The sequence below is a fragment of the Micromonospora humi genome (assembly GCF_900090105.1).
In the GTDB taxonomy this organism is placed as follows: Bacteria; Actinomycetota; Actinomycetes; order Mycobacteriales; family Micromonosporaceae; genus Micromonospora; species Micromonospora humi.
The window spans coordinates 320,836-344,891 of sequence record NZ_FMDM01000005.1 but is presented as its reverse complement, the minus strand read 5'-3'; the positions used below and the strand labels follow the sequence as shown (position 1 = coordinate 344,891).

At 74.5% G+C, this 24,056-nt stretch carries 20 protein-coding genes; 12 read left to right on the top strand and 8 right to left on the bottom strand.

What is annotated here, in order from left to right; translation table 11 throughout:
* Positions 1 to 151 precede the first annotated feature (151 nt).
* The 10 genes from GA0070213_RS12340 (at position 152) to GA0070213_RS12300 (ending at position 15,725) form a co-directional block, all read left to right on the top strand.
* The gene (locus GA0070213_RS12340; RefSeq protein ID WP_091062105.1) at positions 152 to 1,990 is read left to right on the top strand and encodes a P-loop NTPase family protein; all 1,839 of its coding nucleotides are present in this window, start codon (positions 152 to 154) and stop codon (positions 1,988 to 1,990) included.
* Entirely contained in the window at positions 1,987 to 3,666 is a 1,680-nt protein-coding gene (locus GA0070213_RS12335) for a GTPase (protein WP_091062103.1), read from the top strand. Before GA0070213_RS12340 ends, GA0070213_RS12335 begins: the two co-directional genes overlap by 4 nt.
* Positions 3,667 to 3,718: 52 nt before the next feature.
* The gene (locus GA0070213_RS12330; protein ID WP_091062100.1) at positions 3,719 to 4,945 is read left to right on the top strand and encodes a hypothetical protein; all 1,227 of its coding nucleotides are present in this window, start codon (positions 3,719 to 3,721) and stop codon (positions 4,943 to 4,945) included.
* Between the two features lie 108 nt (positions 4,946 to 5,053).
* Positions 5,054 to 5,692: a hypothetical protein gene (locus GA0070213_RS12325; protein ID WP_091062097.1), complete on the top strand. Its 639-nt coding sequence runs from the start codon at positions 5,054 to 5,056 to the stop codon at positions 5,690 to 5,692.
* A 609-nt stretch (positions 5,693 to 6,301) separates the two neighbouring features.
* Positions 6,302 to 7,480, top strand: a complete 1,179-nt coding sequence (gene pdhA / locus GA0070213_RS12320; protein ID WP_091062095.1) for a pyruvate dehydrogenase (acetyl-transferring) E1 component subunit alpha — start codon at positions 6,302 to 6,304, stop codon at positions 7,478 to 7,480.
* Complete coding sequence (locus tag GA0070213_RS12315) at positions 7,480 to 8,469, top strand: alpha-ketoacid dehydrogenase subunit beta (RefSeq protein ID WP_091062093.1); 990 nt, start codon at positions 7,480 to 7,482, stop codon at positions 8,467 to 8,469. Before pdhA ends, GA0070213_RS12315 begins: the two co-directional genes overlap by 1 nt.
* Positions 8,470 to 8,474: 5 nt before the next feature.
* Positions 8,475 to 9,926 carry a dihydrolipoamide acetyltransferase family protein gene (locus GA0070213_RS12310; RefSeq protein WP_091062091.1) on the top strand — a complete coding sequence of 484 codons (1,452 nt, stop codon included), beginning with the start codon at positions 8,475 to 8,477 and terminating at the stop codon, positions 9,924 to 9,926.
* A gap of 222 nt (positions 9,927 to 10,148) precedes the next feature.
* Entirely contained in the window at positions 10,149 to 10,286 is a 138-nt protein-coding gene (locus GA0070213_RS31500; RefSeq protein ID WP_175441309.1) for a hypothetical protein, read from the top strand.
* A gap of 347 nt (positions 10,287 to 10,633) precedes the next feature.
* Positions 10,634 to 13,777 carry a hypothetical protein gene (locus GA0070213_RS12305; RefSeq protein WP_091062089.1) on the top strand — a complete coding sequence of 1,048 codons (3,144 nt, stop codon included), beginning with the start codon at positions 10,634 to 10,636 and terminating at the stop codon, positions 13,775 to 13,777.
* Positions 13,778 to 13,892: 115 nt separating this feature from the next.
* A complete protein-coding gene (locus tag GA0070213_RS12300; protein ID WP_091062087.1) occupies positions 13,893 to 15,725 on the top strand; it encodes an NHL domain-containing thioredoxin family protein in 1,833 nt (610 codons plus the stop codon).
* 50 nt (positions 15,726 to 15,775) lie between these two features.
* On the opposite strand, the gene GA0070213_RS12295 is transcribed toward GA0070213_RS12300, so the two are convergent.
* From GA0070213_RS12295 to GA0070213_RS12285, 3 genes are read right to left on the bottom strand one after another with little or no spacing between them, the layout of a single operon-like run.
* On the bottom strand, positions 15,776 to 16,525 hold the full coding sequence (locus tag GA0070213_RS12295) for a LamB/YcsF family protein (protein WP_091062085.1): 750 nt from the start codon (positions 16,523 to 16,525) through the stop codon (positions 15,776 to 15,778).
* Entirely contained in the window at positions 16,509 to 17,495 is a 987-nt protein-coding gene (locus GA0070213_RS12290; protein ID WP_425412821.1) for a 5-oxoprolinase subunit C family protein, read from the bottom strand. The genes GA0070213_RS12295 and GA0070213_RS12290 overlap by 17 nt, the downstream gene beginning before the upstream one ends.
* Entirely contained in the window at positions 17,390 to 18,004 is a 615-nt protein-coding gene (locus GA0070213_RS12285; protein WP_091062081.1) for a 5-oxoprolinase subunit B family protein, read from the bottom strand. Before GA0070213_RS12285 ends, GA0070213_RS12290 begins: the two co-directional genes overlap by 106 nt.
* Before the next feature lie 75 nt (positions 18,005 to 18,079).
* Between GA0070213_RS12285 and trhA the strand changes: the two genes are divergently transcribed.
* Positions 18,080 to 18,757, top strand: a complete 678-nt coding sequence (gene trhA, locus GA0070213_RS12280) for a PAQR family membrane homeostasis protein TrhA (RefSeq protein ID WP_091062079.1) — start codon at positions 18,080 to 18,082, stop codon at positions 18,755 to 18,757.
* A gap of 77 nt (positions 18,758 to 18,834) precedes the next feature.
* Here the strand turns inward: trhA and GA0070213_RS12275 are convergent, their stop codons facing one another.
* Positions 18,835 to 19,125 carry a DUF6458 family protein gene (locus GA0070213_RS12275; RefSeq protein WP_091062077.1) on the bottom strand — a complete coding sequence of 97 codons (291 nt, stop codon included), beginning with the start codon at positions 19,123 to 19,125 and terminating at the stop codon, positions 18,835 to 18,837.
* A gap of 116 nt (positions 19,126 to 19,241) precedes the next feature.
* Between GA0070213_RS12275 and GA0070213_RS12270 the strand changes: the two genes are divergently transcribed.
* Positions 19,242 to 19,772, top strand: coding sequence for a SixA phosphatase family protein (locus tag GA0070213_RS12270; protein WP_091062074.1), 531 nt, complete (start codon positions 19,242 to 19,244; stop codon positions 19,770 to 19,772).
* A 94-nt stretch (positions 19,773 to 19,866) separates the two neighbouring features.
* On the opposite strand, the gene GA0070213_RS12265 is transcribed toward GA0070213_RS12270, so the two are convergent.
* The 4 genes from GA0070213_RS12265 to GA0070213_RS12250 all read right to left on the bottom strand — a co-directional run bounded on the left by GA0070213_RS12265 (position 19,867) and on the right by GA0070213_RS12250 (position 24,033).
* Positions 19,867 to 20,136, bottom strand: coding sequence for a DUF6458 family protein (locus GA0070213_RS12265; protein WP_013283345.1), 270 nt, complete (start codon positions 20,134 to 20,136; stop codon positions 19,867 to 19,869).
* A gap of 164 nt (positions 20,137 to 20,300) precedes the next feature.
* The gene (locus GA0070213_RS12260) at positions 20,301 to 20,843 is read right to left on the bottom strand and encodes a GNAT family N-acetyltransferase (RefSeq protein ID WP_091062072.1); all 543 of its coding nucleotides are present in this window, start codon (positions 20,841 to 20,843) and stop codon (positions 20,301 to 20,303) included.
* Between the two features lie 89 nt (positions 20,844 to 20,932).
* A complete protein-coding gene (locus GA0070213_RS12255) occupies positions 20,933 to 22,789 on the bottom strand; it encodes an acyl-CoA dehydrogenase (protein WP_091062070.1) in 1,857 nt (618 codons plus the stop codon).
* 116 nt (positions 22,790 to 22,905) lie between these two features.
* Positions 22,906 to 24,033 (bottom strand): PP2C family protein-serine/threonine phosphatase, encoded by a 1,128-nt coding sequence (locus GA0070213_RS12250; protein WP_091062068.1) that lies wholly within the window; start codon positions 24,031 to 24,033, stop codon positions 22,906 to 22,908.
* Positions 24,034 to 24,056 lie beyond the last annotated feature (23 nt).

Genomic DNA, 24,056 nt, shown 5'->3' with positions numbered 1-24,056 from the left:
CGGAGGCGGCCGCACCACAAGTTGAGTGAACTTGACTCAATGGTGCCACGCCCTCGGCAAACCGCAAGTCGAGGTTGAGTCGACTCGGCGCAACCTGACCGTTATTACCGTCCGGTTGTCTTACCTTGCGTCGGTCGGGCACGCTTTAGCGGTGACGACGCATGGCGATCCCGCCACCCGTGCCGGCGCGCCCGCCGTCGCAGCCCGCACCGGAACCACCCACGGCGAGAACCAGCCCGGCGGAGACGCCGCGGGCCTGCCCGCCGCGCTAGCCGGCCTGCGGTCCGCGATCGACGCGGCTCGCTTCCCGTTGACGCTGCCGTCGGCCGATTCGGCCCGGCAGGCCGCCCGCAGCCTCACCGACCAGCTCGACGACTACCTGCTGCCGCGCCTGGCCCGGCTCGACGCCCCACTGCTCGTGGTGGTCGGCGGCTCGACCGGTGCCGGCAAGTCGACGTTGGTCAACAGCCTGGTCCAGGCGCGGGTCAGCGCGGCGGGTGTGCTCCGCCCGACCACCCGCTCCCCGGTGCTGGTCTGCAACCCCGCCGACGCGGCCTGGTTCCGCCAGGGCGAGCTGCTGCCCGGCCTGACCCGCACCACCGACCCGAGCGAGCACCCCGGCACCCTGCAACTGGTCACCGCCCCGGCGCTGCCGCCCGGCCTGGCCTTCCTCGACGCCCCCGACATCGACTCGGTGGTCGACGCCAACCGGGCGCTCGCCGGGCAGCTGCTCGCCGCCGCCGACCTCTGGCTGTTCGTCACCACCGCCGCGCGCTACGCCGACGCCGTCCCCTGGGAGCTGCTGCGCAGCGCCCGGGCCCGGGGCACCGCCGTGGCCATGGTGCTCGACCGGGTCCCGCCCGAGGCGGCCGACGAGATCGCCGCCCACCTGTCGCAGATGCTGGCCAGCCAGGAGCTGGGCGCCGCGCCGCTGTTCGTGCTGCCGGAGACGTGGGTGGACGGGCAGGGGCTGCTGCCCGACCGGATGACGGCCCCGCTGAGCGGGTGGTTCGCCCGGCTCGCCGGCGACGCGGAGGCCCGCTCGGCGGTGGTCCGGCAGACGCTCGACGGCGCGCTGGCCGCCCTGCACCCGGTGGTCGAGGCGCTGGCCGACGCCGCCGACGAGCAGGTGGCCGCCGCCGAGGCGCTGGACGAGCGGGTCCGGGCCGCCTACCGGGGCGCGGAGCGCACCGTCGACCAGGGGCTCAAGGACGGCCGGCTGCTCCGCGGCGAGGTGCTGGCCCGCTGGCAGGAGTTCGTCGGCACCGGCGAGTTCTTCCGCAGCCTGGAGGCGCGGATCGGGCGGCTGCGCGACCGGGTGGTCGCGACCATCACCGGACGACCCGCGCCCGCCGCGGAGCTGCGTACCGCTATCGAGTCCCAGCTGGTCACGCTGCTGCGCGGGGTGGCCGCCGAGGCAGCGGAGAACGCGTACACCGGGTGGAAGGCGCATCCGGCGGGCGCGGCGCTGCTCGAGCCGGAGCTGGCGCACGCCTCGGCCGACCTGCCCGCGCGCGGTGAGCAACTGGTCCGCGACTGGCAGCGCGGGGTGCTGGAGCTGGTCCGCGTCGAGGGCGCCGACCGCCGTTTCGTGGCCCGCACGGCCGCCTACGCGGTCAATGCCACCGGTCTGGCCGTCATGATCGGCGTCTTCGCCTCCACCGCCTTCATCCCCACCGGGCTCGAGGTCGCCGCGGGCACCGGCACCGCGGTCGCCGGCCAGACCGTGCTCCAGGCCATCTTCGGCGACCAGGCGGTGCGGAACCTGTCCCGCAAGGCGCGGGTCGACCTGCTCGACCGGGTCGGCGCGTTGATGGCCGAGGAGGCCGCCCGTTTCCTGGCCCGCACCGAGGCCGCCCGCCCGGCCGCCGACGCCGGCGAGACGCTGCGCCGGGCCGCCGTGGCGGTCGAACGGGCCCGGCACCGCAGCGGTCTGTCCACGGCCGACGCCGCGTTGCCCACCACCGAACAGGACGGTCGACACCCATGACGAACATCGTGGGACGGGTACGCGAGGCGTTCCGGGCCGACCAGCGGGTCGATCCGGACGTCCTGATCGCGCGCCTGGAGGCGGTCCAGCGGTTCCTCCGCGCGGTGGACGGCCAGGTGCCCGACGCCCAGCTCGTGGCCGGGCACACGGTGGTCGAGCGGGCCGGTGACCGGCTCGCCCTCTCCGGCCGCCACACCCTGGTCGCCCTGGCCGGCGCGACCGGCAGCGGCAAGTCGAGCCTGTTCAACGCGCTCGCCCGGATGGACCTCTCCCCGGTCGGCGTGCGCCGCCCGACCACCGGGGTGGCCCATGCCTGCGTGTGGGGTCCGCTCGACGGCGCGGTCCGGCTGCTCGACTGGGTCGGCGTGCTCCCCCGGCACCGTTTCGTCCGGGAGAGCCCGCTGGACGGCGACGACGAGTCGACCCTGCACGGCCTCGTCCTGCTGGACCTGCCCGACTTCGACTCGGTGCAGCACCACCACCGGCTGGAGGTCGACCGGCTGCTCGGCCTGGTCGACCTCGTGGTCTGGGTGGTCGACCCGCAGAAGTACGCCGACCGCGTGATCCACACCAGCTACCTGCGCGAGTTCCACCGGCACAAGGACGTGACCGTGGTGGTGCTCAACCAGGCCGACCGGTTGCACCCGACCGAGCTGCCCACGGTCCTCGACGACCTGCGCCGGCTGCTCGACGCCGACGGGCTGGGCGGGGTGCCGCTGCTGCCCACCGTGGCCACCGACCCGGCCGGGTTGGCCGGGCTACGGGCCGAGTTGGAGAAGACGGTCGCCGAACGGCAGGCCGCCCTGCGCCGGCTCTCCGGGGACGTGGACGCCGTGGTGGCCGATCTGGAACCGCTGGTCGGGCCGGAGCCGCCGCGCACCCGACCCGGTGACGCCTCGGCCCAGGAGCTCACCCGGGCGCTCGCCGGGGCGGCCGGGGTGCCGACCGTCGCGCAGGCGGTCGAGGGCGCCTACCGGCACCGGGCGGTGAGCAGCACCGGCTGGCCGCTGGTGCGGAGCTGGCGGAAGCTGCGCCCCGATCCGCTGCGCCGGCTGCACCTGCCCGGGCGCGACCCGGAGGCGCCGGCGGAGAGCCTGATCTCGGCGACCTCCGTACCCGATCCGACCGCCGCGCAGCGGTCGTCGCTGCACCTGGCCATCCGGGCGGTGGCCGACCGCTCCAGCACCGACCTGCCGGCGCCCTGGCCGGCCGCGGTGACCGCCGCGGCCCGGTCCCGGTTGACCGACCTGCCGGGCGCGCTGGACCACGCGGTAGCGGCCACCGACCTCGGCATGGACCGGCGGCCCGCGTGGTGGCGGGTGGTCGGCGGGATCCAGTGGCTGGTCACCCTCGCCGCGCTCGGCGGATTGCTCTGGCTGGTCCTGGGCTACGCGGTGCGCTTCCTCGGCCTGCCGCCGCTGGAGCACCCGAGGCTCGGCGAGGTGCCCTGGCCCACCGTGCTGCTGCTGGGCGGCCTGCTGGCCGGGTTGCTGGTCGCGGCGCTGACCCGGCCGGTGGTCGGCTGGGCGGCCCGGCGGGCCCGCCGTCGCGCCGAGCAGCGCCTGCTCACCTCCGTGGGCAGCGTCGGCGAGAAGTACGTGCTGGATCCGGTCTGGGCCGTGCTGGCGCGCTACGGCGCGGCGCGGGACGCGCTGCGGGAGGCCGAGCAGCGCTGAACCCGGCGCGCTGACCGGTGTGGTGGCCGGGGGCGCGGCGTAGGGTCGGTGCATGGCCACGCCACAGACCCCTTACGACGCGGTGCTGCACGCCGCGCGCGACGTGACGAGGCTCGACTCCGCGCTGGACGCGGAGATGCTCGGCGCCGCGCTGCTGGGCAGCGTCTACGCCGTCGCCGAGCACGACCGGGAGCAGGCCGTCCGCGAGTTCGTGGCCGGCTTCCTGGCCGCCACGTCCCGCCGGCGCAGCGCCGCCGCGACCACCATCCGCGCCGTCTTCGCCAGCCTGGTGCCGGACGCTGCGGGCGCCGCCCGGGTCCGGCCCGGCGCGCACGCCCCGGCGTGGGCCGGGCAGCTCGGCCGGGTGCGCCTCACCGGCACCTGGGCCTACGGCGACGTGTACGGCGACCAGACCTCCTACCTCGCCACGTTCGCCTACGACGACGAGGAGCAGGGCGGGCCGGAGCACGCGCTGGTGGCCCTCGTCGACCACAACATCGGCATCACCAAGGACGTGTTCGTCGGCGGGCCGGCGGGCCGGATCGTCGAGCAGGCCCGGGAGATCTGCACCGAGGACGAGCTGACCTGGTTCCGCACCGAGGACCCGGCCCGGATGCACGCCGAGGTGAGGCGGCATCTGGCGGTCACCGACGACCTCGGCGAGCTGCCCGCCCAGGGTTCGCTCGCCACCGATCGGGCGCTGGTGGGCGCCCGGCTGGCCGCGCTGCCCGGGCCGGCCCCGTCGGCCGGCCCGAGCGGCACGCCGCCGCCCACCGACGAGGAACGGACCCGGCTGGTACGCGCCTTCCTCGACGCGCCCGAGGCCACCCGCTTCGGCCTGCCCGAGGTGGCCGACGGCGAGCTGGCCTCCCTGCACTTCTGTCTGGGCCTGCTGCTGGACCACGCGGCGAGCTTCCCGGACGCGGACCCGATGCGGTGGAGCCCGATGGTCGCCGAGCTGTTCCTGCTCGACTGGGTGCACCGCCGCGCCGTGCTGGACATGGACGACGCCGCGATGCTGCCCCGGGTGCTGCGCGCCTGGGCGGCGTACGCGGCCCGGCAGCGGGGGCTGTCGCGGGCCGCCGCCGACCGGACGGACGAGGCGATCACCGAGATGGTCCCGGAGTTCGCCCGGCTCTACAGCACCGGTGAGCGACGCAGCCCGGCCACCGCCGCGGTGGCGCAGCTGATGGCGGACGGGGTGGACCCGGACGACCCGGAGGCGCTGAACGCCTGGATCGAGGCGAACCGGCACCGCCTCACCGACGACCCCGCCTGATCCCCTCGCCGCAGGGGTGAGCGCCCCGCCCCCGAGCGGATCTCAGACTCCATGACCGCTCCGCATCGCCGTTGCCGTCGCCGGAGCCGCGGCGCTCACCCGCCCGGCGTGGCGGAGCTGGTCGGCGTCGCGGAGCGGGTCGGCTTCGACGTGGCGGTGGGACCGCCGCTGGGGCTCGGTTCCGGCGACTCGCCCGGCGGCGTGGTGGTCGGTTCCGGACCGCCGCTCGGGCTCGGCGCCGAGGTGCTGGTGGACGGATCCGGCGTCGTCGAGGGGTCGGACGGGTGCGGTGTGGCCGAGGTGACGGTCGGCTCCGGGGCCGGGCTCGGGTCGGGCGAGGGCGACGGGGACGGCGAGGGCGACGGCGAGGGCGACGGGGCCGGCGACTGTCGGGGCGGGCGGGGCGACGGCCGGGTGGGCGGGGGTGCCGGGGCCGGTACGACCGACGGCCGGGACCGGTGGCCGGAACCCGGGTCGCCGCCCTCGGGCAGGGACGGTGCGGCCGGGAGGAGCGGGCGCGGGGGCTCGGTGGTGGTGGCGCCGACCGCCGGCGTGGGTGCGGGTGGCACCGGGCCCTGGGTGCTCTGGGGCAGCGGGATGACCACCGGCCCGACCGAGGGGGTCGGCATGAACCGGGTACCCGCGTCGGGCAGTGCGCTGTTGCCCACGGAGGCCGAGCCGGTGCTGATCGCGGCGAGGATCGGCATCGACGCGGTGCCGGCGAGCAACGCCACGGTCAGCAGGTAGCCGCGACTCGGTCCGCCGGCGCCGGGAGCGCGGTGCGCGCCGACGACCCGCCGGTAGCGGGCGGGCGTCGCCCGGTGCCGGCCGAGGAAGGGAGCACCGGGAGGACCCTCTGGCTCGGACACCGGCACACTCCTCGTACGTGTCGACGGGGCGGGACGAGCACGCGCGAATAACGGACAAATGCCGCGCAATGGCTCCCCGTCAGCTTGACCCAGTGACGCTCAGTTCACCAGCCACGACGGCGTGTCGACACACAATTTGTCCGACCGTCCCGCACGGCCTATCCGACAAAAGCGTCCATGAGCCCACGAACCCGATGGAACCTCACCGGTGGGGGAGGCCATACTGTGGGCCCGCTCACCTCCTCTGCAATCATTCAGGCACGACGGCAACGCAGCCGACACCTCCGCGCACCCCGCGGCTGGTGCGGAACGGCGCCGGCGCTCCCGGGCCTGGGTCCCCCGACGGACCCCGGCTCACGCCGCGCGGCAACCCTCACCGGGGCTATGGCGCGGCCGCCAGGGACCGACCCGGCACCTGCCGGGCGGGCGCACGACGTGCGCGGCTCGGGTCACCCCCGGCGCGGCGCAGACAGACAGGGAGAGACGGATGGCAAAGGGCGACCCCGGGGGCGCCACCCGCAGCAAGCGGGCCGCACCCCGTACCAGGCGCGCCGCCGCGACCGGCGAACCGGAACTCGTACAGCTGCTCACCCCGGAGGGCGAGCGGATCGAGACCGCGCTCGGTCCGGACGGGACCGAGTACCGCGTCGACTTCACCGACGAGGAATACCGCGGGCTCTACCGGGACCTCGTCCTGGTCCGCAAGCTCGACGCCGAGGCGACCGCCCTGCAACGCCAGGGCGAGCTGGGCCTGTGGGCCAGCCTGCTGGGCCAGGAGGCCGCGCAGGTGGGCTCCGGCCGGGCGCTGCGCGCGCAGGACATGGCCTTCCCGACCTACCGGGAACACGGCGTGCTCTACTGCCGCGGCATCGACCCGATCATGCCGCTCGGCCTGTTCCGCGGCGTCGACCAGGGCGGCTGGGACCCGAACGAGTTCAAGTTCAACATGTACACGATCGTGATCGGGGCGCAGACCCTGCACGCGACCGGATACGCCATGGGCGTCGCGATGGACGGCAAGACCGGCGGCGAGGACGGCGAGGCGGTGATCGCCTACTTCGGCGACGGCGCCACCAGCCAGGGCGACGTCAACGAGTCGTTCGTCTGGGCCAGCGTGTTCAACGCGCCGCTGGTCTTCTTCTGCCAGAACAACCAGTACGCCATCTCGGAGCCGCTGGAGCGGCAGACCCGCGTCCCGCTCTACCGGCGCGCCGGCGGGTTCGGCTTCCCCGGCGTCCGGGTGGACGGCAACGACGTGCTCGCCTCGTACGCGGTGACCCGGCACGCGCTGGACACCGCGCGCAACGGCCAGGGCCCGTCGCTGATCGAGGCGTACACCTACCGGATGGGCGCGCACACCACCTCCGACGACCCGACGCGCTACCGGATCGCCAGCGAGGTCGAGGCCTGGCAGGCCAAGGACCCGATCGCCCGGATGAAGGCGTTCCTGCTCAAGCAGCAGATCGTCAACGAGTCGTTCTTCGCCGAGATCGACGAGCAGGCCCGCGCCGAGTCGGTGCACCTGCGCGAGCGGGTGCTCAACATGCCCGACCCGCAGCCGGTCAGCATGTTCGACCACGTCTACCCGCACGGCTCCGCCGAGCTGGACGAGCAGCGGGCCCGGTTCTCGCAGTACATGGAGTCGTTCGAGGGGAGCGCGCACTGATGGCCACGGAGACGCTCACCCTCGGCAAGGCGCTCAACACCGGCCTGCGGCGGGCCCTGGAGAACGACCCGAAGGTCGTCATCATGGGCGAGGACGTCGGCAAGCTGGGCGGCGTGTTCCGCATCACCGACGGCCTGCAGAAGGACTTCGGCGACCAGCGGGTGATCGACACCCCGCTCGCCGAGTCCGGCATCATCGGCACCGCGGTCGGCCTGGCCATCCGGGGTTTCCGGCCGGTCTGCGAGATCCAGTTCGACGGCTTCGTCTACCCGGCGTACGACCAGATCGTGTCGCAGGTGGCCAAGATGCACTACCGCTCGCAGGGCAAGGTGCGGATCCCGATGGTGATCCGGATCCCCTACGGCGGTGGCATCGGCGCGGTCGAGCACCACTCCGAGTCGCCCGAGGCCTACTTCGCGCACACCGCCGGCCTGAAGGTGGTGACCTGCGCGAACCCGCAGGACGCGTACGTGATGATCCAGCAGGCGATCGCCTCGGACGACCCGATCGTCTTCCTGGAGCCGAAGCGGCGCTACTGGGAGAAGGGTCCGGTCGACCTGGACGCCCCGCTCGCGGACGCGTACCCGCTGCACAGCGCGCGGGTCGCGCGGCCCGGCACGGACGCCACCGTGCTGGCGTACGGCCCGATGGTGCGCACGGCGCTGGACGCGGCCACCGCCGCCGCCGAGGACGGCCGGGAGCTGGAGGTCGTCGACCTGCGGACGCTCTCGCCGCTGGACCTGACCGCCGCGTACGAGTCGGTGAAGCGCACCGGCCGCTGCGTGGTCGTGCACGAGGCCCCGGGCAACCTGGGCCTCGGCTCGGAGGTCGCGGCCCGGATCACCGAGGAGTGCTTCTACTCCCTGGAGTCCCCGGTGCTGCGGGTGACCGGTTTCGACATCCCCTACCCGGCCGCCCGGGTGGAGGAGGAGTACCTGCCCGACCTCGACCGGGTGCTCGACGCCGTCGACCGCACCTTCGGCTGGTGAGCGGCATGTCACGGGTCAAGGAGTTCAACCTGCCCGACCTGGGCGAGGGCCTGACCGAGGGCGAGATCCTCGCCTGGCTGGTCAAGGTGGGCGACGACATTGAGCTGAACCAGCCGATCGTCGAGGTGGAGACCGCGAAGGCGGCGGTGGAGATCCCGGCGAAGTGGGCCGGCCGGGTGCAGGCGATCTTCCACCCGGAGGGTTCGACTGTCGAGGTCGGCGTGCCGATCATCGCGATCGACACCGACCCGAACGCCGGGCCGCTGGAGCAGTCCACGACCGGCGCGCCGGCCGAGGCGCTGCCGACCCCGTCGGCCGCGTCGCTGGCCGCGGTGGAGGTCGCGCCGGCCGAGGGCATGGTCGAGCCGGGCCTGATCGGCGGCGCCGCCCCGGGTGGGCGTACCGCCGTGCTGGTCGGCTACGGCCCGCGCAACGCGCCGGCCAAGCGCCGGGCCCGCAAGGGTGACGTGCCGGCGCAGGCGACGGCGGCGCCGGTCGCTCCCGTGCCGGCTCCGGCTCCGATCGCGCCCGCTCCGGCGATGAACGGCAACGGCCGGGTCACCGGTCCGGTGCTGGCCAAGCCGCCGGTCCGCAAGCTCGCCAAGGACCTCGGGGTCGACCTGGCCACGCTGACCGGTTCCGGTCCGCTGGGCTCGATCACCCGCGAGGACGTACAGCGGGCGGCGAGCGGGACCCCGGCGGCGGCCGAGCCGCTGACGGTCGCGGCCCCGGCCGCGTCGGTCGCGAGCTTCGGCGCGGACCGCGAGCAGCGCATCCCGGTCAAGGGGGTACGCAAGCTGACCGCGGAGAACATGGCCCGGTCGGCGTTCACCGCCCCGCACGTGACGGAGTTCCTCACCGTCGACGTGACCCGGTCGATGAAGGCGCTGGACCGGCTCCGCGACCGACGCGAGTGGCGCGACGTCAGGGTGTCGCCACTGCTGCTGGTCGCCAAGGCGGTGCTGCTGGCGGTCGAGCGCCACCCGATGGTCAACTCGACCTGGGCCGGCGACGAGATCGTGGTGAAGGAGTACGTCAACCTGGGCATCGCGGCGGCCACCGAGCGCGGCCTGATCGTGCCGAACATCAAGGACGCCGGCCGGCTCTCGCTGCGTGAGCTGGCGGACGCGATGACGGCGCTGGTGCAGACCGCGAAGTCGGGGCGGACGTCCCCGGCGGACATGTCCGGCGGCACGCTCACCATCACCAACGTCGGCGTCTTCGGCGTGGACACCGGTACGCCGATCCTGCCCCCGGGCGAGTCGGCGATCCTGGCCTTCGGCGCGGTACGCGAGCAGCCGTGGGTGCACAAGGGGAAGGTCAAGCCGCGCCTGGTCACCACGCTCGGCCTCTCCTTCGACCACCGGATCGTCGACGGTGAGCTGGGTTCGAAGTTCCTGCGCGACGTGGGGGACTTCCTGGCCGATCCGGAGGCGGCGCTGCTCGCCTGGACCTGACCTATCACGGTTCCGGCCACGGCCGGTGTGCCACGGGTGAACGCCCGGCACACCGGCCGTTGCCGTTGGGAGGCGAAATCGTCGGCCCGGCACGGCTGTCGACCTACGATCCTTAGGCAGGTGGCTCAGCTCACCTTGTAATCGATGGCAATCGGCGTCGTGGTGCGCTTAAATAGAGACATCAAGGGCTGACAACCGAATAGCCAGGAGGAGAGACCCAAGATGAGCATGATCGAGCGAATCCGCACCCGCCGCGACGCCAACCGCCGGGCCCGTGCCATTGAGCACGCCCTGCGTTCCGCCAACTCGCCCGCGGTCCGCCAGGAGCTTCTCGCCATCGCCCAGCGTCACATGAGCTGACGCCACCGACCTTTCTCACCTCCTCCAGTTCGAAGCCCCGCCCGGCACGCCGGGCGGGGCTTCGGCGTTCCGCGTCGTTCGGCACCGGGATTCCACCTCGCCGCACCGCCCGGTACGGTTGGCACGGTCGCCAACCGGCTGCCTCCGGCCCGACGCGGGAAAGCGAAACCCATCGACGTCGACCGGTGACTTTCGGTGACGGCCGAGGCTCCCCCGAGCGCCCCCGGGCGACCACCGGATACGGTGCGGGGAGCCCGCACGGCCGGTACCCGCCGGCGACGCCGGCAGCCATGCCGACGGTCCCCGACCGGCATCGGCGGCCGACCTGTGATGGAGGAGGCGCACCCATGACGTCCGAGGCTCCGCACCGCCCCGGCCAGGAGCCGGGCGAGGTGTCGCCGGGCACCGGCGGACCGGTGCCGTACGGCGATCAGCCGGCGCAGCAGGACAACGGGTATCCCGGCACGCCCGACCTCGGCTGGGCCCCACCCCCGCCGGCCGGCCGGCCCGCCCCGTCGGCTCCGGCCTGGGCCGCGGCCGACGACCAACCCCCCGCCTGGGCTCCGCCCGCGGGTCAGCAGGTCACCGGCCGGGCCAGCGCCCAGGTGCCCCCGCCCGCCGACTCCGGCGGCCGCGGCCAGCAGCCCGCCTGGGGCGCCCCCGAGTCGGGCGCACCCGCCTGGGCCACCCCCGGCCAGGGCGCACCCGCGTGGGCCGCCGAGCAGGCCGGCCCGGAGCGGACCGGTCCGACGCCGCCGTCCTGGGCCGCCGCACCGCCGAACAGCCCCGCCGAGCCGGCGCCACCCGCCTGGGCCGCCGAGCAGAACCGGCCCGCCTGGGGCGGCGGCCAGGCCGGCGAGCAACCCGCCTGGGAGCAGTCCGGGGACGCGGGCACGCGGGGCACCGGTTACGTCCCCGCGCCGGCCACCGTGCCGAACGAGACCTGGGTCACCCCGGTCGCTGCGGACCCCGGTGGATCCGCTCGCGCCGGGCAGCACGGCGACGACGTGAGCCACTCCGGCGGCTGGGCCGTCGGGGCCGGCGCGCAGACGGACGACCCCCACCGCTCCGGCGGCTGGACACCCCGCGACGAGCAGGCCGACGACCCCCACCGTTCCGGCGGCTGGACACCCCGCGACACGCAGCCGGCCTGGGCCCCGCCCGGCCAGCAGAGCGGCGCCACCTGGCCACCGGCCGAGCCGACCGCCCGGGCCGCCGCCAAGGCCTCCGTGCCCGGTGCCGTCCGCCACCCGGAGCAGGCGTGGTCCACTGCGGAGCAGTCCGACCAGGACGGTCGCTCCGAGGACGACCCGCAGCGCTCCGGCGGGTGGAGCCCGGCCGGTGGGCCGCAGCAGGACGACCCGGCGCGCTCCGGCGGCTGGCCGGCCCCGCAGACCGAGAATCGGGCCGGCGGCTGGGACGAGTCCACCCGGGACGACGATCCCGACCGGTCCGGTGGCTGGTCGGCGGGCGGCCGGGCGGCGGCTTCCGCCGAGGCGCCGCAGGCCAACGCCTGGGGCGAGCCGGAGCAGCACCGAGCCACCGGCTGGAACGGCGCCGCGGCGCCGCAGCAGCGCCAGGGCGACGAGCAGGCCGGCGGCTGGAACGCGGCCGGAGCGCTGCCCCGACGTGACTCCGACGAGCAGGCGGGCAACTGGCACGGCGGCGGTGCCGTGCCGTCCCAGCGGGAGCCCGAACGACGGGCGGACGAGCCGGCGCAGCCCGGTTGGGGCGCCACCGGGACGCCGGCCCGGGCCAGCGCGTCCGTACCGACTCCCGACGCGCCGTCCGGCTGGGGCGGCAACCCCGAAGAACGGGCGCCCGAGCGCCCGTCCGTGCCGGACGCCGAGCCGTGGTCCCCCGCCGAGGCGTGGGGTCGGTCCGACGAGGCCGAGTCGGCACCGTCGCGCGGCTGGCAGCCGGCCGAGGACGGCCCGGCCTACCAGCCCGCACCCGCGCCGGGCATCGCCCCCGGCAACGCGGTGCCGCTGCCCGCGCAGGGACAGCGTGTGCCGGGCGCCGCCCTGGCCGCCTCGCCGCCCGCCGACCACCCGGCCGCGCAGTTCGGGCCGGACGAGCGGGAACCCCAGGCGTACGAGTCGGACCGCGGTGACGCCGGCTGGGGCACCGCCCGGTCCGGCCACGAGGAGCCGCAGTCGCCGGCCGGCCCGGTCGTTCCCGGCCCGCGTACCACGCCCGAGGCGGGGGCGGTGTCGGCCAGCGCGTCGGTGCCGGTGGCCAGCCGCGTCGCCCCGCCGTCGGACCAGCCGGTGCACCCGACCGGCACTCCGGCGCCACAGCCCCGGGTGTACGGCCGGCCGGCACGACCGGAGCCCGAGGAGACCGACGACCCGGACGACGCGCCCGGCTATCCCGGCCAGGACGGCCCGGCCGCCTTCGGTGGGCCGCAGTCCCGGCCCGACGACGCGCACGGCTACGACGGGTCCCCGTCCCGGCCGGACGACGGGCACGGCTACGACGGGTCCCCGTCCCGGCCGGACGACGGGCACGGCTACGCCCGGTCGCAGTCCCGGCCGGACGACGGACGTGACCGCCCCGGGCCGCCGTCCCACCCGGACCACGGACGTGACTATCCCGGGCCGCAGTCCCACCCGGACCACGGCGGACATGGCTATCCCGGTCACGACGGCCCGGCCGGCTTCGGTGGGCCGCAGTCGCGGCACGACGACGAGCCGCGGGGATACGCCGAGCCGTCGTCACCGGCCGGCCCGCCCCCGTTCCCGGTCGGCGTGCCCTCCTTCGTCGACCCGCCCGGCAACAACCGGCCGGCCAACGGGGTGCACCCGCACGACGCGGAGCAGTCCGGTGGGCCGCGCGACCCGTTCGGCACGCCGGGCGGCCAGCAGAACCCGTACGGTGGCCCCGGCGGTCACCAGGACGCGTTCCACGGGCCCGCCGGCCGGTCCGACCCGTTCGGTGGCCCCGGTGGTCAGCCGGACCCGTACGGTCCGCCGGCCGGTGGGCGCGCCTCGGTCGCCGTACCCGGTCAGGGTCCGGCGGGTGAGCCGGGCGGCTTCCCGCCCGCGTTCCCGCCGCCGCCGCAGCAGGCGCCGCCGGCCTGGTCGTCCGACGGCCCGTCGGGCGACTCGGACCAGGGCCGCTTCGACGCGTTCAAGCCGGACGCCGAGCCGCAGACCGAGGCGCCCACGCCGAAGGTGCGCAACGGCCGGGTGCTCGCCGCCGTGCTGGTCGCGGCCGTGCTCATCCTCGCCGTTCCGCTCGGCCTGCTGACGCTGCTGGGCAAGATCAACGGCGACGACAAGCCGGCGGGCTTCGACCCGGCGGTCGGCTCGTGCATCAAGCAGTCCGGCACGACCGCCGTGGCCACGAACTGCAACGAGCAGGGCGCGTTCAGCATCGTGTCGAAGGTGGACAACAAGGACAAGTGCGCCGACCTGTCCCAGCCCACTGTCGTCCTCCAGGGTGGTGGCACCAACCGGGTCCTCTGCCTGAAGCCGGCCGGCCAGTAGCACCTCCGCGGAAGCGCCCGTCCCCACCCGGGGCGGGCGCTCCGCGCTGCGGGTGTGCGGCTCTTCACCCGACGGTCCCCGAACCGTGCGACGGGAGGTGCGGCACGATGGGGGGATGAGCGCACGAGTACGGGCACCTGAGCTGCGAGGTCGCGGCTGGCTGAACACCGGCGGCCGGGCCGTCACACTGGCCGACCTGCGCGGCAAGATCGTCTTGCTGGACTTCTGGACCTTCTGCTGCATCAACTGCCTGCACGTGCTCGACGAGCTGCGCCCGCTCGAGGAGAAGTACGGCGACGTGCTGGTGGTGATCGGCGTGCACTCGCCGAAGTTCGAGCACGAGAAGGACCCGGACGCGCTGGCCGCAGCCGTCGAGCGCTACGGCGTGCACCACCCGGTGCTCGACGACCCCGAGATGGACATGTGGCAGCAGTACGCGGCGAAGGCCTGGCCGACGCTCTCGGTCGTCGACCCCGAGGGGTACGTGGTCGCCACCATGGCCGGCGAGGGTCACGCCGAAGGGCTGGCCCGGCTGGTCGACGACCTGATCGCCACGCACGAGGCGAAGGGCACCCTGCACCGGGGCGAGGGCCCGTACGTGCCGCCGCCCGAGCCCGGGACGCCGCTGCGCTTCCCCGGCAAGGCCGTCGCGCTCGACGGCGGCAACCTGCTGGTCTCCGACTCGGCCCGGCACTCCCTGGTCGAGCTGGCCCCGGACGGGGAGACGGTGCTCCGCCGGATCGGTGCGGGCGGGCGTGGCCGGACGGACGGCCCGGCGACCGCCGCCACCTTCGCCGAGCCGCAGGGGCTCTGCCTGCTGCCTCCGCACGTGGCCGAGGTGGCCGGTTACGACGTCGTGGTCGCGGACACGGTCAACCACCTGCTGCGCGGCGTACGGCTGTCCTCCGGCGAGGTGGTCACGGTGGCCGGCACCGGGCGGCAGTGGCGCTCGACCGTCGACGACCACGCGCACGACGCCCGCGCGGTCGACCTCTCCTCCCCCTGGGACGTGGCCTGGTACGACGACCGGGTGGTGGTGGCGATGGCCGGCATCCACCAGCTCTGGTGGTTCGACCCGATCAAGCGGACCGCCGGCATGTACGCCGGCACCACGGTCGAGGCGCTGCGGGACGGTCCGCTGCCGGACGTCTGGATGGCCCAGCCCTCCGGGCTGTCGGTGTCGGCCGACGGTTCCCGGCTCTGGGTGGCCGACAGCGAGACCAGCGCGATCCGGTGGGTCGCCGGCGGCGAGATGCACACCGCCGTCGGGCAGGGCCTGTTCGACTTCGGCCACGTCGACGGTCCGGCCGACCAGGCGTTGCTCCAGCACCCGCTGGGCGTGTGCGCGCTGCCCGACGGCTCGGTGCTGATCGCGGACACGTACAACGGCGCGGTGCGCCGATTCGATCCGGAGACCGGCCAGGTCGGGACCGTGGCCGACGGGTTGGCCGAGCCGAGCGACCTGGTGGTCACCGCCGAGGGTGAGGTGCTGGTGGTCGAGTCGGCCGCGCACCGGCTGACCCGCCTGGCACCGGGCGCGCTGACCGCGGCCGGCGCGAACACGGTGGCCGGGCCGAGGCATCGCCTGGAGCGCAAGCCGACCGACGTGACGGCCGGCGAGCTGACGCTCGATGTGATCTTCACGCCGGCACCGGGGCAGAAGCTGGACGAGACGTACGGGCCGTCGACCCGGCTGGTGGTCTCGGCGTCCCCGCCGGAGCTGCTGGTGGAGGGGGCGGGCACGACCACCGACCTGTCCCGCCGGCTGGTGGTCAGCGGCGACGTGGCGCAGGGCGTGCTCCAGGTGACCGCCCAGGCGGCCACCTGCGACGCCGACGTGGAGCACGCCGCCTGCCACCTGACCCGCCAGGACTGGGGCGTACCGGTCCGGGTGGTCACCGGCGGCGCCACCCGCCTCCCCCTGGTGCTGCGCGGCCTGGACGAGTGATAAGAGGGGCCCCCTGCTATGCAGAATGCGTTAAGCGGGGGCCCCTCCTTTCACGCGAACGGAGTGAGCGTGACCCCCGCGTCGACGAGCGCCGCGCGCACCAGCTCGGCACAGCGCACCGCCCCCGGCGTGTCCCCGTGCAGGCAGATCGACTCCACCGGGCACGGGACCACGCTGCCGTCAACGGCGACCACGGTCCGCGAGACGGCCATCCGGACCGCCCGCACGGCGACCTGGTCCGGGTCGGTGACCAGCGCGTTCGCGGCGCTGCGGGGCATCAGCGTGCCGTTGGGCAGATAGTTGCGGTCGGCGAAGCCCTCGGCGACCACCCGCAGCCCGGCGCCGGCCGCGAGCTGCGCGAGCACGGTGCCGGGCTGGCAGAGCACCGGCAGCTCGTGGTCGTAGCCGCTGATCGCCGCCACCAGCGCGGCCGCCTGCGCCTCGTCGCACGCGGCGGCGTGGTAGAGCGCACCGTGCGGCTTCAGGTAGCGCACCCGGGTGCGGTAGAGCCGGCAGAACGCGTCGAGCGCCCCGAGCTGGTAGATCGTCTCGTCGCGCAGCTCGGCGAAGTCGTAGGCGATGTGCCGGCGGCCGAAGCCGGCGAGGTCCCGGTAGCCGACCTGGGCGCCGACCGCGACGCCGCGCTCGGCGGCGCCGGCACAGACCCGGTGCATGGTGGCCGCGTCACCGGCGTGGAAGCCGCAGGCCACGTTGGCGGAGCTGATCAGCCCGAGCAGCGCCTCGTCGTCGCCGAGCCGCCAGCTGCCGAATCCCTCGCCGAGGTCAGCGTTGAGGTCCATGGAACCTCACCGTAGTCCCCGGGCGGGCCTGGGCGAGCGGCGTCACGTCGTCGACCACCCCGATGACCGGGTAGCCGCCGGTGGTGGGGTGGTCGGCCAGGAAGACCAGCGGCTGGCCGTCCGGCGGCACCTGCACCGCGCCGAGCACCAGGCCCTCGCTCGGCAGTTCGCCGGCCACCGCGCGGGGCAGGGCGGCGCCGGCGAGCCGCGCGCCGACCCGGTTGCTGTCCGTGCCGACGGTGTACGCGGCGCGGCGCAGCCGGTCGAACGCGTCCGGGGCGAACCAGTCCCGCCGGGGGCCGGGTCGCACGACCAGCCGCAGGTCGGTCGGTACCGGCCGGGCGATGACGAGGTCCACCGGCGGCGGGCCGGTCGGGGGGCCCAGGGGCAGCCGATCCCCGTCGCGCAGCGGTGGCGGGCCCAGGCCGGAGAGCGTGTCGGTGGAGCGGCTGCCGAGCACCGGCTCGACCGCGATCCCGCCGCTGACGGCCAGCCAGGTCCGCACCCCGACGTGGGCCGGCCCGATCCGCAGTACCGCTCCGGCCGGCAGCGACAGCGGTCGCCCCACGTCCCCGGGCCGCCGGACGCGCCCGCTGGCTGTCGAGCCTGTGCGGGGTGGATGCTCGACGCGCACGTCGGCCGGGGCGCCGGTGAGCGCGACGGTGACCGCCCGGGTGAGACGCAGCACGCAGCCGGTCACCGTGATCTCCAGCCCGGCGGCGTGCTCCGGGTTGCCGACGAGCCGGTTGGCCAGGCGCAGCGCGGCCGGGTCGAGAGCGCCGGAGCGGGGGACGCCGAGGTGGGCCCAGCCGGGCCGGCCCTGGTCCTGCACGGTGGTGAGCGCGCCGGCCCGCAGCACCTCGATCACGACGCCGGCACCAGCCGGACCCGGGTGCCGGGGGTGAGCCGGGCCGGCGGGTCGGCCCGCACGTCGAAGAGGGTCATCCCGGTCCGCCCGACCAGCAGCCAGCCGCCGGGCGATACGGCGGGGTAGATGCCCGCGTACGGGCCGGCCAGCGCGACCGAGCCGGCCGGCACCCGGGTACGCGGGGTGGTGAGCCGCGGCACGGCCAGCTCCGGCGGCAGCCCGGCGAGGTACGCGAACCCGGGCGCGAAGCCGCAGAACGCGACCCGGAACTCGGTGCGTCGCAGCCGGTCGACCACGGTCGGCACGTCCACGCCCCAGTGGCCGGCGACGGTCGGCAGGTCCGCACCGTCGTACTCGGTGGGCACCCGGACCTCGGCGGTGTCGGCGGTGGCGTCGGTGTCCCCCGGCTGCCAGCCGGCGATCCGGGCGGCGGTCGGCTCCGGGTCGGGCACGCCGTCGAGCAGCACGGTGACCGCGGCCGGGACGATGTCGACGGCGGCCAGGTCGCCGGCCGCGCGGCGGCGCCACAGCTCGGCGCGCCACGCCTCGACCTGGTCGGCGTCGTCGCAGTCGAGCAGCAGGGCGTGCGCCCCGACGGGTCGGATCCGCATCCGGCCATCCTCGCGCCGCGAAGCGTGACGGTCCACACTACTTGCAAGTAACCTACGGTGTCGTAACCTGATGAGGTGACCACCTCCGCACCGCTCCGGCTCCGGCCGGTCGACATCGGAAAGCCGCGCATGCGCGGCTGGCTCCACGCGTACGCGTTCTTCGTCGCGCTCGTCTGCGGCATCGTGCTGTGCTCGATCGCCGCCACCCGACCGGGGTGGGCGCCACTGGTGAGCTGCCTTGTCTACAGCTTCACCGTGTGCGGGCTCTTCGGCACCAGCGCGCTCTACCACCGGCGGGTCTGGTCCGAGCGCGGCTACCAGATCATGCGCCGGATGGACCACTCGATGATCTTCGTGTTCATCGCCGGCACCTACACGCCGTTCTGCGCGCTGCTGCTGGACACCCGGCACGCCACGATCATGCTCGGCCTGGTCTGGGGCGGCGCGCTGGCAGGCGTCGCGGTCAAGATGATCTGGCCGCACGCGCCGCGCTGGGTCTCCGCGCCGCTCTACCTGGCGCTCGGCTGGGTGGCGGTGGCGATGCTGCCGCAGATCCTGCACTCCGGCGGCGTCACCGCGCTGGTGCTGCTGAGCGTCGGCGGCGCGATCTACAGCGTGGGCGCGGTGTTCTACGCCCTCCGCCGGCCGAACCCGTGGCCGACCGTCTTCGGCCACCACGAGTTCTTCCACGCGTGCACGCTGGTCGCGGCGATCTGCCACCACATCGCGATCTACTTCGCGTTGTTCGCCTGACCGCCTCGGCGCCGATCCGACCCCGGACGTGCGCGAGGGCCCCGCGCCGTTGCGGGGCCCTCGGGTCCGGGGGTGGGTCAGGCCGGGTAGCCCGAGCCCGGGCGGCGCACCTCGCGGTACTCCTCGCGCACGACCCGGTCGCCCTGCACCGGCACCACCGGCTCCGCGACGACCTGCTCGCGCACCGGCGCGGCGACCACGCGGCGACGGCTGTTCCAGAAGTAGAGCGTGGTGAGCAGGCCGGCGAGCCCGGCGAGCATGAGCACCCAGCCCACCACGTTGAGGTTCAGCCATCCCAGGTTGGCGTCGACGGCGAACGCGAAGATCGCGCCGACCGCGATGAGGAAGATGCTGGCACCGATGCCCATGACGTCGCCTCCTTGGCGTCCTGCTGGCGTTTCCTGCCCGCCGCGGCCATGGATGAGGTAGCGGCACGCATCGACATACCCAGGCGCTCTGATCGTCAATCAGGCAAGCTGGGCGCATGACGGACGGCAGGAACGGGCAGCGGACGTTGGTGCTGCTGCGACACGCCAAGGCCGAGCAGTCCCGGGAGGGATCCGACGCGGAGCGGCCGCTGACCGCCCGTGGTCACGCCGACGCCGCCGCGGCGGGTGCCTGGCTGGCCCGGCACGAGCTGCTGCCCGACGTGGTGCTCTGCTCGCCGGCCCGGCGTACCCGGCAGACCTGGCACGGCGTGGCGTTGGGCATGACCGGCTCCCCGGCGGAGGGCGGCCCGGCCGGCTCGAAACCGGCCGTGCGCTACGAGCCGACCGCGTACGAGGCGCACCCGGACGAGCTGCTGGAGCTGATCCGGGCCGTCGACCCGGCGGCCGGCACGGTGCTGCTGATCGCCCACAACCCGGGCATCTCGCTGCTCTCGGCGCTGCTCGCCCCGGATCAGGCGGATCCCGACGGCCTGCGCACCACGGACATCGTGGTGCACCACCCCACCACCCCTTGGCCCACCCTCACCCGCGCCCCCCTCACCACCCGCCACACCGCCCGCGGCTGAGGTGCAAGGAGGGGCCCCCGCTTAACGCCTCCGGTAGAGGCGGGGCCCCTTCTTAACACCCACGCGCGGGTACGGCAGCCACCTGCGGGCGGTGTCAGGAGGGTGGGGCCGTGGGCGGGGGCGGGTCGGGTGGCGGCGGCATCATCGCGGTCGGGTGCGAGAGCCGGTTCTCCTCCACGATGAGGGTGCGGGCCCGCTTGCGACGGTCCTGCCAGAACCACAGCGTGGTCAGCAGGACGCCCAGCCCGGCCAGGATGAAGACCCAGCCGACCGCGCGCAGGTCGATCCACCAGACGTTGGCCCGGATGGCGAAGGTCATGATCGCGCCGAGCGCGATGAGAAAGATGGCGCTGCCAATGCCCATGTGCGCTGCACTCCCCCGTGCGGTGGCCCTTGGGCGTGCCCTGTCCTAGCTCCGACCGCCGCTTACCCACCTGCGGCCCGCCTACCCGCCCGGCGTCCCGGGCAGGCAACGCGGGTGAATCCTCGCCATGATGTCGACACCGCCCAACGGCGGGGCCGTGACCGTCAGCGCGAGGCCAGCACCACCGTTCGCACCCCGTCGTGGGTCGCGTCGAGGTCCGGTCGCCGGACCAGGCCAGCCGCCTGCGCCGTCCGGATGGACGGGAGGTTGTCCGCCGTGGTGCGAGCCAGTACGGGCGGGCCGGGCACATGCGTGGCGGCCCACTCGACGGCGTGTCGTGCCGCCTCGGTGGCGTAGCCCCAACCCCAGTGCGGCGGGGCGAAGCGGTAGTACAGGTTGAGCATGGGACGACCGATCCACTGCCCGTGCCGGACGCCGGCGAAGCCGAGCACCTCACCGCTCGACGCGGACTGCACCGCCCAGTAACCGAAGCCGTGCCGGCGCCAGTGGTCGAGCCACTCGTCGAGCAGTTCCCCGCTGGCGTCCACGCCGGTGTGCGGCCCCGCCGGGTTGAACTGGTTGGTCCGGGGATCGCCGTGGATCCGGAAGACGTCCGCCAGGTCGGCGGCCGTGGGCGCGCGCAGCAGCAGCCGCCCGCTGACGGTGTGCTGGGCGCCGGTGGCCGGTGCGGTTGCGCTGTCGTCCACCTGTGGCTCCTACCGCCCGGACCCGGGCGAGCTGTCGACGGCGGCCGGCGAGCGGGTGCTCGCCGGCCGCCGTCGGGGTCGGAACGGGATCAGAAGGCCTCTTCCGGAAGGTCCATGATCTCCAGGTCGGCGCCCTCGATGATCCGCCGGTCCGCGCCGATGCGGGGCAGCACCTCGCGGGCGAAGAACCGGGCGGCGGCCACCTTGCCGGTGTAGAACGCCTTGTCGGTGGCGGAGACCTCGCCGCCCAGCGCCTTCAGGGCCACGTCCGCCTGCTTCTGCAGCAGCCAGCCGACCACCAGGTCGCCGATCGCGAGCAGGAACCGGCGGCTGCTCAGGCCGACCTTGTAGAGCGCGCGGGCGTCGCCGGCCTGGGCCTCGCCCAGCCAGCCGGTCATCACGCCGAGGATGTTCTGGATCTCGGCGAGCGCCTTGCCGAGCGCCTGGCGCTCCTCCTTGAGCTGGCCGTTGCCGGCCTCGGAGGTGATGTGCTCCTGGATCTCGCCGGCGACCGCCATCAGGGCCTTGCCGTTGTCCCGGACGATCTTCCGGAAGATCAGGTCGAGGCTCTGGATGGCCGTGGTGCCCTCGTAGAGGGTGTCGATCTTGGCGTCCCGGACGTACTGCTCCAGCGGGTAGTCCTGGAGGAAGCCGGAGCCGCCGTACGTCTGGAGCGACTCGTGGCCGAGCAGCTCGTACGCCCGCTCCGAGCCGACGCCCTTGACCAGCGGCAGGAGCAGGTCGTTGACCCGCTTGGCCAGCTTGGTGGCCTTCTCGTCACCGGCCGCCTCGGCGATCGCGACCTTGTCCTGCCAGCCGGCGGTGTAGCAGACCAGCGCGCGCAGGCCCTCGGCGTACGACTTCTGCATGAGCAGCGAGCGGCGCACGTCCGGGTGGTGGGTGATGGTGACCCGGGGGGCGGTCTTGTCGGCCTGCTGGACGAGGTCGGCGCCCTGCACCCGGTTCTTGGCGTACTCCAGCGCGTTCAGGTAACCGGTGGAGAGCGTGGCGATGGCCTTGGTGCCAACCATCATCCGGGCGTACTCGATGATCATGAACATCTGGCGGATGCCGTCGTGCTTGTCGCCCAGCAGCCAACCCTTGGCCGGTACGCCGTGCTCGCCGAAGGTCACCTCGCAGGTGTTGGAGACCTTCAGGCCCATCTTGTGCTCGACGTTGGTGGCGTAGACGCCGTTGCGCTCGCCCAGCTCGCCGGTCTCGGCGTCGAAGTGGAACTTCGGCACGACGAAGAGGGACAGGCCCTTGGTGCCGGGGCCGCCGACGCCCTCCACGCCGACCGGGCGGGCCAGCACGTAGTGGACGATGTTGTCGCTGAGGTTGTGCTCACCGGAGGTGATGAAGCGCTTGACGCCCTCGATGTGCCAGGTGCCGTCCGGCTGCTGGACGGCCCGGGTGCGGCCGGCGCCCACGTCCGAGCCGGCGTCCGGCTCGGTCAGCACCATGGTCGAGCCCCACTGCTTCTCGATGAACAGTCGGGCCCACTTCTTCTGCTCCTCGTTGCCCTCGACGTGCAGCACGTGGGCGAAGGACGGGCCGGAGGCGTACATCCAGACCGGGGCGTTGGCGCCGAGCACCAGCTCGGCCAGCGACCACCAGAGGGCGCGCGGGGCGTTCGTGCCGCCGAGCGCCTCGGGCAGGTCGAGGCGCCAGAACTCGGAGTCCATGAACGCCTGGTACGACTTCTTGAACGACTCCGGCAGGGGCGCGGTGTGCGTCGCCGGGTCGAAGACCGGCGGGTTGCGGTCGCTGTCCGTGTAGCTGGCGGCCAGGTCCTCGCGGGACAGGCGGTCGACCTCGGAGAGGAAGCTGCGGGCGGTGTCGACGTCCAGATCCGTGTACGGCTCCTGGCCGAACGTCCGGTCCGCCCCGAATACCTCGAACAGGTTGAACTCGAGGTCCCGAAGGTTGCTCTTGTAGTGGGTCATGCTCGCTGGCCCCGCTTCCGGACAGGTGTTACCGATCAGTAACTCCAGACTGTATTACTCGCCGGTAGGCAACGACAAGCCGATCTCGGAAGTGACAGCGATTACACACTTCCGGTTCACCCGTCGGCGGCGCCGACCTCCCAGCTCGGCACCGGGGCCGCCGCGGCGTTCCGAGGGCCGGCGTACTCCATCAGGACCAGGGCGATGTCGTCGTCGAGGCGACCGTGCACCCACTCGACGAGCGCGGTCTCCAGCGAGGCGAGCCCGTCGCCGACGGTGCCGTGGCCGAGCAGGCGCCAGGCCCGGTCGGCGGTCGGGAAGAACTCCCCGTCCCGCCGGGCCTCGCCCAGCCCGTCGGTGAACAGCAGCAGCCGGTCTCCCGGCTCCAACCGCTCCACCCGGGGCCGGACCACCGGCATGAAGCCGAGCGGCGGCGCGGGTGCCGGCGGCTCCAGCGGGATCACCTGACCGCGGCGCAGCAGCAGCGGCGGCGGATGCCCGCAGTTGACGATGGTGAGCGTGCCGCCGCGCTCCTCGACCAGCGCGGCGGTGACGAAGTCCTCGTCGCCGACGTTGCGGGCCACCGCCCGGTCCAGGTCGGTCACCACCGCGCGCAGGTCGGCCCGTTCGTAGGCCACGTGGCGGTAGGAGCCGAGCACGATGCTGGCGAGCCGGACCGCGTCCAGGCCCTTGCCGCGTACGTCACCGATGATCATGCGGACGCCGTACGGGGTGTCCATCACCTCGTACAGGTCACCGCCGATCTCGGCGGTCGCGGTGGAGGAGATGTAGCGCGCGGCCACCGCCAGCGTGCCGACCTGTGGGCCGAGTGGACGCAGCACCGCCTGCTGGGCCACCGAGGCGAGCCGGGACAGCTCCACGATCCGTTCCGCCTGACGCTGCCGCACCGCGGCCGTGGCGGCGGCGATCACGGTGACCAGCGCGATCGCGGCCACGTTGACCGCGGTCACCAGCGAGGCGCCCCGCTCGCACATCGCGAAGGCGATGCCGGCCGAGGTGGCCAGCGCCCCCACCGCGAGCACCACCCGCCAGTCGGCCAACGCGGCGGCCACGACCGGCGCGGCGGCCATCAGCGCGAGGTAGTGCGCCGGTCGACCGTCGCCGGCCTCCACGGCCGAGACGATCGCGAGCAGCGCGAGGGCCGCGCCGAGGCCGGCGCGGGATCCGGGGCTCAGCGGGCCGTGGCCCGGCTGGAAGGGTCGAGTGCGTACATCGGACAGCATGCCTGATGGATGTGAGACGGAGA